Source organism: Gilliamella sp. Pas-s95 (genome assembly GCF_009795795.1).
GTDB classification, from domain to species: Bacteria; Pseudomonadota; Gammaproteobacteria; order Enterobacterales; family Orbaceae; genus Gilliamella; species Gilliamella bombicola.
In genome coordinates this window covers 1-14,812 of the sequence record NZ_WTFC01000006.1, presented here as the reverse complement: position 1 = coordinate 14,812, position 14,812 = coordinate 1, and the positions used below count along the sequence as shown (strand labels likewise).

At 38.5% G+C, this 14,812-nt stretch carries 10 protein-coding genes and 1 pseudogene; 7 read left to right on the top strand and 4 right to left on the bottom strand.

What is annotated here, in order from left to right; translation table 11 throughout:
- Positions 1 to 5: 5 nt before the first annotated feature.
- Entirely contained in the window at positions 6 to 338 is a 333-nt protein-coding gene (gene nirD / locus GQ598_RS02525) for a nitrite reductase small subunit NirD (protein ID WP_160402217.1), read from the bottom strand.
- Position 339: 1 nt separating this feature from the next.
- Positions 340 to 2,862: a nitrite reductase large subunit NirB gene (nirB, locus tag GQ598_RS02520; protein ID WP_160402216.1), complete on the bottom strand. Its 2,523-nt coding sequence runs from the start codon at positions 2,860 to 2,862 to the stop codon at positions 340 to 342.
- 289 nt (positions 2,863 to 3,151) lie between these two features.
- On the opposite strand from nirB, the gene GQ598_RS02515 reads away from it, so the two are divergent.
- From GQ598_RS02515 to edd, 6 genes are all read left to right on the top strand, one after another.
- Positions 3,152 to 3,649: a MarR family winged helix-turn-helix transcriptional regulator gene (locus GQ598_RS02515; RefSeq protein WP_160402215.1), complete on the top strand. Its 498-nt coding sequence runs from the start codon at positions 3,152 to 3,154 to the stop codon at positions 3,647 to 3,649.
- A 74-nt stretch (positions 3,650 to 3,723) separates the two neighbouring features.
- A complete protein-coding gene (locus tag GQ598_RS02510) occupies positions 3,724 to 4,836 on the top strand; it encodes an HlyD family secretion protein (RefSeq protein ID WP_202112647.1) in 1,113 nt (370 codons plus the stop codon).
- Entirely contained in the window at positions 4,833 to 5,993 is a 1,161-nt protein-coding gene (locus GQ598_RS02505) for an ABC transporter permease (protein ID WP_202112646.1), read from the top strand. The genes GQ598_RS02510 and GQ598_RS02505 overlap by 4 nt, the downstream gene beginning before the upstream one ends.
- 424 nt (positions 5,994 to 6,417) lie before the next feature.
- The gene (agp, locus tag GQ598_RS02500) at positions 6,418 to 7,677 is read left to right on the top strand and encodes a bifunctional glucose-1-phosphatase/inositol phosphatase (RefSeq protein WP_160402213.1); all 1,260 of its coding nucleotides are present in this window, start codon (positions 6,418 to 6,420) and stop codon (positions 7,675 to 7,677) included.
- Positions 7,678 to 8,027: 350 nt separating this feature from the next.
- Positions 8,028 to 8,555: a gluconokinase, GntK/IdnK-type gene (locus tag GQ598_RS02495; protein WP_091348480.1), complete on the top strand. Its 528-nt coding sequence runs from the start codon at positions 8,028 to 8,030 to the stop codon at positions 8,553 to 8,555.
- 50 nt (positions 8,556 to 8,605) lie between these two features.
- Positions 8,606 to 10,411 carry a phosphogluconate dehydratase gene (gene edd / locus GQ598_RS02490; RefSeq protein ID WP_160402212.1) on the top strand — a complete coding sequence of 602 codons (1,806 nt, stop codon included), beginning with the start codon at positions 8,606 to 8,608 and terminating at the stop codon, positions 10,409 to 10,411.
- A 45-nt stretch (positions 10,412 to 10,456) separates the two neighbouring features.
- On the opposite strand, the gene GQ598_RS02485 is transcribed toward edd, so the two are convergent.
- Positions 10,457 to 12,178, bottom strand: a complete 1,722-nt coding sequence (locus GQ598_RS02485) for a thiamine pyrophosphate-dependent enzyme (protein ID WP_160402211.1) — start codon at positions 12,176 to 12,178, stop codon at positions 10,457 to 10,459.
- A 340-nt stretch (positions 12,179 to 12,518) separates the two neighbouring features.
- Here GQ598_RS02485 and GQ598_RS02480 point away from each other — a divergent pair, with 340 nt between their 5' ends.
- Entirely contained in the window at positions 12,519 to 14,306 is a 1,788-nt protein-coding gene (locus tag GQ598_RS02480; protein ID WP_160402265.1) for an SLC13 family permease, read from the top strand.
- Positions 14,307 to 14,573: 267 nt separating this feature from the next.
- Here GQ598_RS02480 and GQ598_RS02475 read toward each other — a convergent pair.
- Positions 14,574 to 14,812, bottom strand: a pseudogene (locus GQ598_RS02475) (hypothetical protein); the annotation flags it as partial.

Genomic DNA, 14,812 nt, shown 5'->3' with positions numbered 1-14,812 from the left:
TAAGTTTAGTGCGATTTTACTTGTACCATCCCATCATCATTAACGATGACTTCATAATGAGCGATCGAGTATTGTTCATCCTCAAAACAATAGCCATCTTTTAAACGAAACCGTTGTTTTTTTAGTGGGCTTGCCACCCATAACTGATTTTCGTGCTCCGCAATAATGCCACGAGATAAAACACTGGCCTTAGCAAAAGGATCAATATTACTAATCGCATAAAGCTCAGCATTATCATAAGGACGGAAGATAGCAACATGATCATTACCGACCAGAGCACAAACGCCAGTACCTGGCAAAATATCATCAAGTTTACAAATAGTTATCCATTGACTCATATTATTCCCCTAACATTACTTTACGTTCTTCTGCTGTAGCTGGTCGATGCTGATCGCGTTCAGGTACAATTTGCACATTTTCATCCCGTTTGCTGCTGTTAATAAAATGCGCAAATCGAATTTGGTTTGCATTATTTTCAACCGTTTCTTTCCATTCGCATACCATTAATTTACGTAAGCGTGCCATCTCACTTTCTAGTTCCGCATTAACACCTAACTTATCGTCTATAATAACGCTTCGCAAATAATCAATACCACCTTCTAAATTCTCAAGCCAAACTGACGTTCGCTGTAATTTATCTGCAGTGCGAATATAAAACATCAAAAAACGATCGATATATTGAATTAGTGTATTTTTATCGAGATCCGCAGCAAGTAAATCGGCATGACGAGGCTTCATTCCCCCATTACCGCAGACATAAAGATTCCATCCCTTTTCAGTGGCAATCACCCCAATATCTTTACCTTGCGCTTCGGCACATTCACGCGTACAACCAGATACACCCAGTTTAAATTTATGCGGTGCACGAATACCTTTATAGCGGTTTTCAAGTTCTACCCCCAACCCCACACTATCACCTACACCAAATCGACACCAAGTGCTACCCACACAGGTTTTTGCCATTCTTAACGCTTTAGCATAAGCATAGCCACTTTCAAACCCTGCTCCTATTAGATCTTTCCAAATAGCAGGCAGATCATCTTTTTGTGCACCAAATAAACCTATACGCTGTGATCCGGTAATTTTAGAATAGAGTTGATATTTTTTAGCTATTTGACCAATGGCAATTAATCCTTCTGGTGTAATTTCGCCACCGGCACTGCGGGGAATAACAGAATAAGTACCATTTTTTTGAATATTACCTAAGAAAATATCATTACTATCTTGCAAAGGAATTAAATTATCTTTAAGAATATAATCATTCCAACATGATGCTAATAACGATCCAACTGTAGGTTTACAAACTTCACAACCGTAGCCATTACCATGTTTTTTAATCACTTCATCAAATGACTTTAAGCCTTCAACACGAATTAAATGATATAACTGTTGGCGCGAGTATTTAAAATGTTCACATAAAGCATCACTGACCTCGATCCCTTGTTTAGCTAATTCCAAATTAAGAATTTGCGTAACTAATGGAATACAGCCACCACATCCAGTGCCGGCTTTAGTTTCTGCCTTAATGGCAGCAACTGTATGACAACCTGCATTAATCGCATGAATAATTTTTTCTTTAGTCACATCAAAACAAGAACAAATTTGTGCTGAATCGGGAAGCGCATCAACCCCCATAGCCGGCTTTGCACCTGCATGTGCTGGTAGTATCAACGTATCTGGGTGTTCGGGCAAATCCATATCATTAAGCATTAATTGTAATAAATTACTATAATCCGAAGTATCGCCGACCAATACCGCACCCAAGAGTTTTTTATTATCACTCGAAACGACTAATTTTTTATAAACTGGCGTTGTCTCATCTAAGTAAACATAACTACGACTGCCCACAGTTTTCGCTTTAGCATCGCCAATACTACCAACATCGACCCCCATTAGTTTTAGCTTGGCACTCATATCGGCGCCTTCAAATTTATCAGCTTGCCCCATTAAATGGGCTAAGGCAATCTGAGCCATTTTATAGCCAGGTGCAACCAAACCAAAAACCTTGCTTTGCCAACAAGCACATTCCCCAATAGCATAAATATCAGAATCCGATGTTTGACAATAATCATTAATCACAATCCCACCGCGTGGACCGATTTCTAACTCACACTCTTGAGCTAATTTATCGTTTGCTCTAATACCTGTTGAAAAAACAACAAAATCGACTTCAAGTGCAGAACCATCTGCAAATTGCATGATTTTACCTTCAGGTGTGTGAATAATTTCTTGGGTATTTTTACTGGTGTGAACCCCGACCCCCATCTCTTCAATTTTACGACGTAATTGTTCTCCGCCTTGCACATCAAGCTGTTCAGCCATTAGCACTGGGGCAAACTCAACCACATGCGTTTGCATACCTAAGTTTTTCAAAGCGCCCGCAGCTTCAAGCCCTAACAAGCCACCACCCACAACAGCGCCTTTTTTACAACGCTTTGCACATTCTCTAATGGCATCAAGATCTTCTATCGTACGGTAAACAAAACAATCCAAGCCGTCAGCCCCTTTAATCGGCGGCACCCAAGGATAAGATCCTGTCGCAATAATCAATTTATCATAAGCAACAATTCGTCCTTGTTGAGAATGCACCTCCTTACGCTGACGATTGATTAATATAGCCCGTTCATTAAGTAAAATATTAATATTATTCTCTTGGTATAATCCTTCACGAACCAGAGAAAGCGCTTCGGCAGTATGCCCAGAAAAATAAGAAGAAAGATGCACCCGATCATAGGCAAGACGTGGCTCTTCACAGAAAATAGTAATATTGAATTGATTGGACTGCTTTTTATCAATTAACTCTTCGACAAAACGGTGCCCAACCATCCCATTACCAATAATAACGAGATTGGTTTTACTCATACAAAACTCCAATTTTATTTTAATTTAATGATTTAATTTTATTTTGATAACATTGTATGAAACTTTGTACAGATTATAACTACCCTCAAGGATTACCACTTTAGTAGTAAGAGTGATTGTTGAAGTCATAATTTGCAGATAAGGCTTGTTTAAAAATAGATAAAAATCAAAAATGCCTATCAAAATACCCGACTTAATTACCCGGCAAATCGATAAAAACAGCTAAAAAAGTTGCCAACCATAATTAAATGTTTATAATTAGCCGACTAAATAAATCGAGTAATGATAATTGAATTACAATTCAAGAAAACTTCCTTCACGTGAAACCTTAGCACGTGCACAAAGATTTAATAATGACATTGTTGAAGTTTCCGGTGTTGATCTGGTTTTAAGTTTAATCACAACCGCCGATCTCATTCGCGCGAATATCTATGCACAATTAGATAAGGATTACGGCGTTTCTGAGGGTAAATTTGCCCTACTGATGTCACTGTATTCAGAAGGTGAAACCTGTGCCAGCGATCTTGCTTTGCGCATTGGCGTCACACCGGCGACGGTATCTGTCATGGTTAAACGCATGCTGGCATCTCCAGCGCCTTTAATCTCGATGACAAAAAGTGGTGAAGATGGTCGCTCTCGCCTAATCACCTTAACAGATGCCGGTGAAAGGCTGATTCAAGAGGCATTGCCTAACCACCTTAAATCGATTCGCGCTTTTGCGCAGGTGTTAAACTCGCAAGAACAAGAGTCTTTAATTGTGATGTTGCGCAAATTATTACGAAAATAACAGACTTTAATCATTAAAGTCATTCTTTTTACCTAAATAGTTAGCTGACTAAATAAATGGAAAATAATCTATATATGAAAAAAAATGTCAAAATTCCTGTTATCTTTTTACTTCTACTCATTTTTGGCTCATTTTTAATCTTTGTAGGTTCAAGAAATGATGCGGTATCTGTTGCCAAAAGCATTAAATCTGGCGTATTAACGGCTGACGAAATTAATATTGCCTTTCAAAATGTCGGCGGAAAAGTCACCCAACGATTTGTGCAAGAGTCACAAATGGTTAAAAAAGGTGATCGGTTAATGCAATTAGAAGATATCGATACCAAGCTGGCTATCGATCGCTTACAAGCTTTAGTTGATAGCCAAAAAGCAGCAGTCAATCAAGAACAAGCCGCTATTGAAATTACGGAAAACGAGACTAACCTTTCAGAATTAACAACTTGGCGCAAAATTGAAGAAGTACAAGCCAATTTAGAAGCAGCAAAATCTGCTCAAAATTTAGCGACAACTGAATTTGATCGCCAAACCCAATTACGAAAAACAGGTGGCAACTCACAGTCACAACTTGATAATGCACGTAATGCATTTATTAATGCCAAAATGCAAGTTGTGCAAATTGAAAGTCAATTATCGACTTTAATGATTGGCGCAACACCAGAACAAATAAGCCAATTTGAACAAACACAAAATGCAACCGGCATGACATTAAAGTCCATCTTAATTGCTCGGCAAAAACTCCAAAATCGCCAAAATCAATTAGCACAGCTTAAAGCACAACTTGCGCAAGGTGAAGCCGAATTAAAACAGCTACAACTCAATTATGAACGACTAACGTTAACAGCACCTGAAGATGGAAAAATATTAAAACTGATGTTTGAAGATGGCGAAATAGTACCAAACGGCGCACCCGCAGTATTGTTAGAAACTAACCGCAAATATATCGACATTTATGTGAATGAAAAAATGGTGAATGATTATCAACCTGACACAACTATCACCGCTAATGTGATTGCACTGAATAAAGAAGTAAAAGGTAAAGTGCGCTTTGCCACCGCTGCACCATCATTTGCCGATTTACGTATGACTCGAGAACGTGGTCAAGCCGATCTAACCTCTTATCAAGTTAGAATTTACATAGAATCGATTCCAAAACTATTAACCGGAATGACACTTGAGGTGGTTCAATGATGCAAAACATCATTAAATCTATGCTCGAAGAGCTTGATGCTATGTTGTCAGGTCACTTTATACCTTATTATAAAGTCTCGCTTGGCTTAGCGGCCATTGTTTCACTGGTATTTTCAATGGTATTAAGTCACGGAGCCGTATTTGAAGGTAAAATTGCGGTGATTGACCTTGACGGTTCAAATTATTCGACGGAATTAATTAGTAAAGTCAATACGTCACCTTACATTGAAGTGACCGAGGTCATAAGATCGCCAGTAAACCCCATAACCTTAGTTTCACACGACCGTAATTTAGGTGTTTTATATATTCCTAAAGGCTTAGAAAAAAGCTTAAAAAAAGGCGAGCAAACCGTTCGCCTAGGTTATTTTGCTGATGATACCAATGATGCACAAAATGCCAAAGTACTACAAAGTCTTAATGAATATATTCCTGAATTAGGTGCCGAACTGAGTGTTGGTAAAATCGCCGCATTAGGGCTTGGTAAAGAAGGCATTGAAGCGACCTTATCACCCATGCAACTTAAAACACGTTACCTGTTTAATCCAGCGAGTTCATCGACAATTTCAACAATTATTTATTTTGTTTACTTTTTTTCATCATTAACTTACGGGTTAACCTCATTAATGATTATTGGTCGATTAAAAGTAACCGGCATGTGGCAAATGGCCATAGAAAGAGGCTTCTTACCTTTACTTGCAAGAACAATTCCTTATGCGCTATTTTACACAACCGCATTAACTCTTATTACCGCTATACTGGTAATATTTGGACAACTGCGTTTTGAAGGTAACTATTTTGCTTTTGTACCAAGTGTATTTATGACAGGGCTTGCTTTTGGTTGGTTAGCCTTTTTACTTTCTTGGACAACAAAAAATCCGGGCGAAGGTGCAGGCCGAATGATCTTCTTGGTTCCGCCGGGGTTTATTATGGGGGGATCGACAATGGCAGTGGGTATTATGCCAATTTGGACATACTACATTAGCCACGCATTTCCATTAGTTTGGTTATTTCGGTTTTTCCGCGATTTTGCCATGCGAGGGCGTTCGCTGATTGATATGTTAGCAACTTATGGGGCTTACATCATCTATTTAACGGTTATTGCTTTTGTGGTAATGATGTTTGTTGAGCGAGTCAAAAAGACAGCTAATGCATCATAATTATTAGTGGTTTTAGTTTCGAGTGTTTTAAGCATTATAAAAAATAACAATGCCTGCTCGAAACAAAATAATCGATAAAATTATCTATATTAAAAAAAGCCTAATTCACTCATCATACTTAATTAAGCACAAAACCTATTATGTTTCTATTCTAAACGACTGTAAATTTCAACTATCTTGCTCATAAAGGGGAAAATTTGTGAGCACCATCACTTATAGCATAAAATTTCATTTCTTTTATTCTTATCAAGGATTATCTTTTTACAAAAAATAAAGAAAGCCGTTATTGCATAATCCAATTAAAACTCAAATACCGAGAATCAGTTTTTATTCTTATAAAAACATTGTGCAGACAACAATTACCATAAAAAAATTAAGCATTGCATCAATGAAATCATCATCTATATAATTCAGAGGAAAACATATGAAAAAAATAGTATTAAAAGGGATATTCGGTTTAGCATGTATTGTATCATTTTCAACATATGCAGCAGATAACCATGATGATTACACTTTAGAGCAAGTTGTGGTTTTTAGTCGCCATGGTTTACGTGCTCCGTTAGCTAGTCCAACAAGTACTCTAGGAAAAATCACCCCCAATCAATGGCCACAGTGGGATACACCAGCCAGTTATTTAACGACACGAGGAGGAGCATTAGAAAGCTATTTTGGCCACTATTTTAGTCAGTGGTTAGCCGATAATAAATTATTAACCGCCGATAACTGTCCAAACGAAAAAGATGTTTATATTTATACTAATAGTCTTCAACGAACTATTGCAACAGGTCAGTTTTTTATTGTCGGTGCCTTCCCCGGATGTATTTTACCGATCGTTCATAAAGAAAAACTTGGTCAAATGGATCCCTTATTTTCCCCTGTAATTAGAGATGACAGTGTTGAATTTAAGCAGGCTGCTATTGCTTCAATTAACCAAAATGCGGATGTAAATGGTATTACAGGTTTAAATAAAAAACTTAACAACGCATATCAAAATATGGCTAAGATAATTGATTATCAAAAATCAACTAATTGCATAACTGACAAACAGTGCGACTTTATTGATTTACCAACAGAATTAATAATAGAAAAAGGAAAAGAACCAGGCATTACTGGACCACTGCGTACCGGCACATCAATTGCTGACGCCTTCATTTTACAATATTATGAAGGAACACCTTTAAAAAAGATTGCTTGGGGTAAAATAAAAGATGAGCAACAGTTAAAACAACTTGTTGCTATTAAAGAGCATTATAATACTGTACTATTTGGCTCACCTACCGTGGCAAAACATGTTTCTGCAAATTTAGTGAATTATATTAATCACGCTTTTACTGACAATGGAGACACAGCTAAATTCACTCTTTTAGTGGGGCACGATTCCAATGTTGCTTCATTATTTTCCGCTATGCAAATTCAATCCTATAACTTGCCTAATCAATTTGAAACCACACCGATCGGAGGTAAAGTCGTATTTGAAAAATGGCGCGACAATCGTAGTGGTGAGAATTTAATGAAAATAGAATACTTTTACCAATCCACTGAACAAATTCGCAATTTATCACCATTAAATCGTAATAATCCACCACAAAAAGTTACGCTAACCATGACAAACTGCCCAACCAATGCGAAGGGGTTCTGTTCTTTTTCAACATTTAAACAAATTATGGGAGATATCACTAAATAAAGAATAAAACCATTCATAGTAAGCCATACTTGATTGTGATTTCAATGCTTACTATGAATCTAGTCAGTACAAATTATTTCTTATTACTTAAATCAAAATCAAACAAAATTATCTTTGTAAAATTAGGAAATTAAATAAAGAAATCGATTGCTTAACCATTTGTTCGGCAATACCCAATGTACCATGTAAGACTTAAGAAATATCAACCTCAAATAAATAGTGTGCTATCTATTTAAGAATTAAAAATAAAATCTGATCCAGATCACAAAAAAAACTTTTTTCAATTGCAAAAAAAGATTAACGTGCAAGAATGTTACCCGTAACAATCAAAGGTATACTAAGGAACAGCAATGACAAAAAAAAACAAACAAGTTTTTGTATTAATGGGTGTATCGGGTTGTGGTAAATCAGCGGTAGCCAAACAAGTAGCTTATAACTTAGATGCCGCGTTTTTAGATGGTGATTTTTTACATCCTAAAGCCAATATTTTAAAAATGCGCAGTGGCACGCCTTTAAATGATGAAGATCGAATGCCTTGGCTTAACTTAATCAGCAATGCCGCATTTGCCATGAGTAATGTTAACGATGTTTCGATTATTATCTGCTCGGCATTAAAGCGAAAATATCGGGATATTATCCGTGGTGAAAATGAAAACGTACATTTTATTTATTTAAAAGGCAGTTTCGATGTCATCGCTGAACGCCTAGCGAAACGCACAGGCCACTACCAAAAAACCGGCATGCTTCAATCGCAATTTGATACACTTGAAGAGCCAACAGCCGATGAAAAAGATGTCTACAACATCAACATTGAGCAACCATTAAAAGACGTTGTGCATGATACTGAGCAAGTAATACGCGCAACATGCCATTGCTAAAAAAGAAAAGAAAAGAAAATAAAACATAAGCGAACAAAGAAGAGGTCAATGTGAATTCAACTGTCCAAGCTGTAACAAAAAGAATTATTGAACGTTCAAAAGCATCGCGCGAAGCTTATTTACAAAAAATAGAAAAGGCAATGCGCAACAAAGTCACCCGCGCCAGTTTGCCTTGTAGTAATTTGGCCCATGGTTTTGCCGCTTGTTGTATTGATGACAAAAACGATCTAAAAAATATATTAAAAAGCAACATTGGCATCATCAGCTCTTACAACGACATGCTTTCAGCGCACAAACCTTACGAATTTTACCCTGAACAAATCCGCAAAGTGCTTCACGAAGTGGGCGCGGTTGGACAAATGGCGGGAGGAGTACCGGCAATGTGCGATGGCGTAACCCAAGGTGAACCCGGAATGGAACTGTCATTAATGAGCCGAGACATCATTGCCATGTCTGTTGCAGTTGGTCTTTCACACAACATGTTTGATGGCGCTTTATACCTTGGCATTTGCGACAAAATCGTACCGGGATTATTTGTCGGCGCATTAACCTTTGGACATTTACCTGCCATTTTCATACCTGCAGGACCAATGCCATCAGGATTAGCGAATAAAGAAAAAGTCCGAATTCGCCAGCTTTATTCAGAAGGTAAAGCAACGCGTGAAGATTTATTAGAATCAGAATCAGCCTCGTATCACACTAGCGGAACGTGTACCTTTTATGGCACTGCCAACAGTAACCAAATGGTAATTGAATTAATGGGATTACATTTACCCGGTGCTGCATTTGTTCAGCCAGAAACCGCATTGCGCTTTGAATTAACCAATGCAGCGGCCAAACAAATTACTCGCTTAACCCAACAATCAGGTAATTACATGCCTGTTGGCAAAATGGTGGACGAAAAGGTCATCGTCAATGGACTCGTTGCATTACTCGCAACTGGTGGGTCAACCAATTTAACGATGCATATAGTCGCGATGGCAAAAGCGGCAGGAATTATTATTAATTGGGATGATATCTCAGACCTGTCAACCGCCGTACCACTACTTTGTCGAATTTACCCAAATGGTCCCGCCGACATCAACTACTTCCAAGCAGCTGGTGGCACAGCTTTATTAGTAAGGGAATTATTGGCAGGTGGTTTACTACATGAAGATGTTGAAACTGTTGCAGGCCACGGCCTAAGCCGCTATACCAAAGAACCAATATTAGAAAATGGCCAACTTGTTTTCCGCGAAGGTCCAACCAAATCATTAGACGAAAACGTCATTGCTTCAATAAACAAACCATTTAACTCACATGGTGGGCTAAAAGTCATGTCAGGCAACCTTGGGCGGGCGGTAATGAAAACATCGGCTATCGCGCCAGAGCACCAAATTATCGAAGCCCCAGCCGTTGTTTTCAATAGCCAATACGATTTAGATGCTGAATATAAAGCGGGCAAATTAGATAAAGACTGCGTAGTTGTTGTACGCTATCAAGGCCCCAAAGCCATTGGCATGCCAGAATTACATAAACTGATCACACCGCTAGGCGTACTACAAGATAAAGGTTACAAAGTTGCCTTATTAACCGATGGTCGACTATCGGGCGCGTCTGGCAAAGTGCCGGCGGCTATCCATGTCACACCTGAAGCTTATGATGGTGGTTTATTAAGTAAAGTACAAGATGGCGACATAATCCGCGTTAATGGCCAAACTGGCGAAATCACACTACTTGTCGACGAAGCAGAACTAACTAAACGCCACCCAGCCCCATTTGATCTCATCGATTCTCATCAAGGTTGTGGACGTGAACTTTTCACTATTATCCGTGAAAATTTAACCTCAGCAGAAGAAGGCGCTGTCAGCTTCTAGTACCAACACTCTGCCGCATATAGCGGCAGAGATCTTAAGTATAAATTACTTCTTGATAAAATTATCTACCAGTAAATTAACAACATCCCCCATTTTCCCGTGTAATGAAGCTTTTACGCTATAAAGAGCCATCCCCATAACTTGCGATGGTAGAATTTCAGGAGGCATTACTAACTCATTAGAGCTAGTTTTCACATCTAACAAGGCAGGGCCGGGGTGTGATAAAAATGATTGCATCGCCTCCTCAAGTAAATCAGAGCTATCAACTCTTATTGCAAATAGTCCCATGGATTCGGCAACTTTAGCAAAATTAGGATTTTGTAAATCGGTATAGTGATCAACCAACCCTTCAGATTTCTGCTCCAATTCGACAAAGTTGAGAGAACTATTATTAAGCACAATAATTTTGATTGGCAACTTTTCTTGAATTGTGGTTAACAAGTCACCCATCAACATACTAATACCGCCATCACCTGATAAAGTAATAACTTGCCGATTAGGAAATGCTTTTTGAACACCTAATGCTTGTGGCATTGCATTTGCCATTGTGCCATGTTTTAGGCTAATTACTGTGCGCCTTTTTCCATTGGTATTAAAATGCCGACAAGCCCAAACCATAGCGGAACCAACATCGGCACAGAGCACGGCATCTTCTGTTGCATATTTATCAACAAGCTCTGTTAAATATTGAGGATGAATTGTTGTTTGCGAAGGCACTGCTTTCTTATTCAATTTATTCATTGATTTGGTATACAATTCACGGCATTTTTCTACAAAACTAGTATCTTTTTTTTCATCCACTAAAGGAATTAAAGCTGCCAACGTTGGTTTACTGCTACCAACAACCCCAACACTCACAGGATGACGTCGTCCTAGATGGGTCGCATCAATATCAACTTGAATAATAGTGGCTTTATCTGGATAAAACTGCGACCATGCAAAATCAGCACCTAACATAAGCAGCACATCACATTCTTTAATCGCCGTCGTTCCCGACTCCATACCAAACATCCCCGTCATCCCCACATTATACGGATTATCATATTCAACAAAATCCTTACCTCTAGAGGTATGCACAATAGGCGATTTTAATTTTTCAGCAAGCCCAACAAGTTCATCATGAGCTTCACAAACACCTTGCCCAGCAAAAATAGCGATATTTTGATTTTTATTAAGTATTTCAGCAATTTGATTAAGTTCTTCATTAGATGGGCGAATAACCGGTTTAGGGTGATAAATCTTATGCCCGCTATTATCCTCTACTTTAACTAAACTAATATTATAAGGTATCACTAAAACCGCCACACCGCGTTGATTAATTGCGGCTTGAACTGCGGCTGTCGTTATTTGTCTTGCTTGAGTAGGATCATTGATTTCCTGACAAAATACAGAACAGTTTTTATAAATAGATTCAAAATCGACTTCTTGCGGAAAATCAGTACCTTTTTGTGAAGTCACTAGCTGACTTGCCAATAAAATAACCGGCACTTTATTACGTTGAGCTTCGTAAATACCATTAATAAAATGCAAACTCCCCGGCCCACACGAACCGGCGCAAGCCGTAATTTGATCAGTTAAATACGCTTCTGCTCCTGCTGCAAAAGCGCCAACCTCTTCATGGCGGACATGCACCCATTCGATATTACTTTTTTTAATAGAAGAGGTAATATAATTCAAGGTATCACCAACAATACCATAACAATGTTTAACACCAGCTTCGGACAAAACATCAACAATTATTTGTGCAACGGTTTTTTTTGACGACATACTTTCTCCTAAAAAAGTTACGGGTTAAATAATTTAAATTACTTAAATTACACCTACTTTTCGGTAAAGCGAATAGGCGATAAAAAAAACAGCAAAAAATGTTAAAAATGTCATAATAGAACAAATTTTGTCATATAAACTTAATGCAAAAATATTCCCTATTGCAATAAATCAAGGTATTATGTGCAAAATATAATCGACATTTATAGAGCTACTTTTTGTGGAACATTTGTCACCTGAGCATAAATTAGTATCATCAATTACACAATTCTTACCGAATAACATTATTGAATACTATCCGCTGATTACCGTCTGTTTATTATTATTAATAGCTATTTTAATGTTTTCATTCAGCAAATTAAGAATGGACATTATCGCCCTACTCACCATCACGGCAATCACCATCACAGGCGTATTAACCCCTACCGAAGCACTATCAGGATTTAGCGATCCCAACATCATTTTAATTGCGCTACTCTTTGTTATTGGCGAAAGCCTTGTCAGAACCGGCATATCATACAAAATGAGCGAATACATATTAAAAATCGCGGGCAAAAACGACATACGCATCATCACCTGCATCATGCTAGGCGCCGCCTTACTGGGTTCAATAATGAGCTCAACAGGCGTTGTTGCCATCTTCATCCCCGTTGCCATTAGCATTGCAAATCATACAGGTATTCATGTCAAAAAATTAATGATGCCACTATGCATAGCAGCACTCATTAGCGGCATGATGACATTAGTCGCAACGGCGCCAAACCTAGTTGTTAATAGTGAGTTAAACCGCTCGGCATTAACTGAATTCAGCTTCTTCTCGATTACGCCAATTGGCATTGGTGTTCTAATTGTTGGTGTGACTTATTGCCTACTAACACGCAATTGGCTACTCACTGCCGAACAAATCACCCCAAACAACACCCAACCGCAAAGACGCAAAATTACCGACCTTATTCGCGACTACAAATTAATTGGCCGTGCTCATCGAGCACAAATACTAGCAGGCTCGCCTTTTGTTGGACGCACTATCGATGGCTTACATTTACGTAGCAAACATGGCGTAAATGTTATTGGTATTGAACGTTGGCGTAAATTTCACAAAGTATTAATTCCCGTTAATGGTTCCACCGAATTTCGTGAAAATGACATATTACTACTAGACATGTCGCACTCCGAAGCCGATTACCGTACTTTTTTAACCACCAATAACCTTGAACCCAAAATATTACGGGGTGAGTATTTTTCGGAACAAGTAAAACAAGTCGGCATGGCCGAAGTCGCTCTACTACCAGAATCAACACTGTGTGGCAAAACACTTAACGAAATCGATTTCAGAGGAAAATACTGCCTAACAGTCATCGGCATATGGCGTAATCACGCTCCGGTTGAAACCAACAACCTATTCCAAGAACGTTTAGAAATGAGCGACACATTATTAGTCTGTGGTGATTGGGGATCGATTCAAAAATTACAAACTCGCACCAATGATTTTGTTGTATTAGACTACCCAGCAGACATTGACGACATAGCGCCAGCAAGCAGCCAAGCGCCGGCCGCATTAATCAACTTAGCTATTATGATAACCTTAATGGTTACCGGCATTGTACCCAACGTAGTTGCGGCCTTAATTGCCTGCTTACTTATGGGCGCCACGCGTTGCATTGACATGACTAACGCTTATAAATCCATACACTGGCCAACCTTAATTTTAATTATTGGCATGATGCCTTTTGCACTCGCGCTCAATAAAACGGGTGGAATTTCGCTCATATCCGCTTGGCTTGAAGTTCACCTATCCTCGTTCGGCCCCTATATGGTGCTGACATTTATTTTCTTATTATGTTCAACAATTGGATTATTTATATCCAATACCGCAACCGCTATTTTAATTGCGCCAATCGCCATTGATTTAGCACTAAAATTTGGGTATTCGCCCTACCCATTTGCCATGACGGTTGCCATAGCCACCTCCGCCTCATTTATTACCCCCGTATCATCACCAATAAAAACCATGGTGGTTGCACCGGGTGGGTACAGTTTTGGGGATTTTGTTAAAATTGGGGTGCCGTTAACGTTTTTGGTTATGGCGGTGGATATTGCTTTAGTGCCGGTGTTTTTCCCGTTTTAAAGCCTAGCTATGGTAATGATTGAAAAATAAGAGAATTAAAATGTTGTCGGCACATTCTGACGCCGGAATAAGACAAATAACATAACCATCGTTTTTGGGATGGGGTGTTGTGTTTTTGTTAGGCGGTTTTTGTAAAAAAACAGCCAGAAAAACTTTAATAAAATCAATACCTTTTCTGACCGCTTTTTTGTGAGTAAATAAGGTGTTTTTTGTGAAATAAAAACGTTTAAATTAATGCGCTTTTTTAATTTTGTTTTAGTTTTGGCCTTAGCTTAAATCCTCATCATTCACCTGCGCCATAAACCAATGTTGCCAACCAGTGGTCTGCTTTTGGATGTTGTCGATGGATTGGTTGAATAAAGCAAAAGCACCGTGTGATATCATTTTCATTTTCCAACCTACACACAATAGCCCTTTGATAACATCTAACGAGGCGCGAATATGTTGTAACTGTTTAATGGCGGATTGGCATTCTTTGATGTTATCTCGGTCAACTATATTAGATA

What these genes read in the sequence shown, in the direction of transcription:
- nirB (WP_160402216.1), bottom strand. Translation starts at nt 2,862, where the DNA reads ATGAGTAAAACCAATCTCGTTATTATTGGTAATGGGATGGTTGGGCAC.
- nirD (WP_160402217.1), bottom strand. Translation starts at nt 338, where the DNA reads ATGAGTCAATGGATAACTATTTGTAAACTTGATGATATTTTGCCAGGT.
- GQ598_RS02485 (WP_160402211.1), bottom strand. Translation starts at nt 12,178, where the DNA reads ATGTCGTCAAAAAAAACCGTTGCACAAATAATTGTTGATGTTTTGTCC.
- GQ598_RS02480 (WP_160402265.1), top strand. Translation starts at nt 12,519, where the DNA reads ATGTTTTCATTCAGCAAATTAAGAATGGACATTATCGCCCTACTCACC.
- GQ598_RS02495 (WP_091348480.1), top strand. Translation starts at nt 8,028, where the DNA reads ATGACAAAAAAAAACAAACAAGTTTTTGTATTAATGGGTGTATCGGGT.
- GQ598_RS02510 (WP_202112647.1), top strand. Translation starts at nt 3,724, where the DNA reads ATGAAAAAAAATGTCAAAATTCCTGTTATCTTTTTACTTCTACTCATT.
- GQ598_RS02505 (WP_202112646.1), top strand. Translation starts at nt 4,833, where the DNA reads ATGATGCAAAACATCATTAAATCTATGCTCGAAGAGCTTGATGCTATG.
- agp (WP_160402213.1), top strand. Translation starts at nt 6,418, where the DNA reads ATGAAAAAAATAGTATTAAAAGGGATATTCGGTTTAGCATGTATTGTA.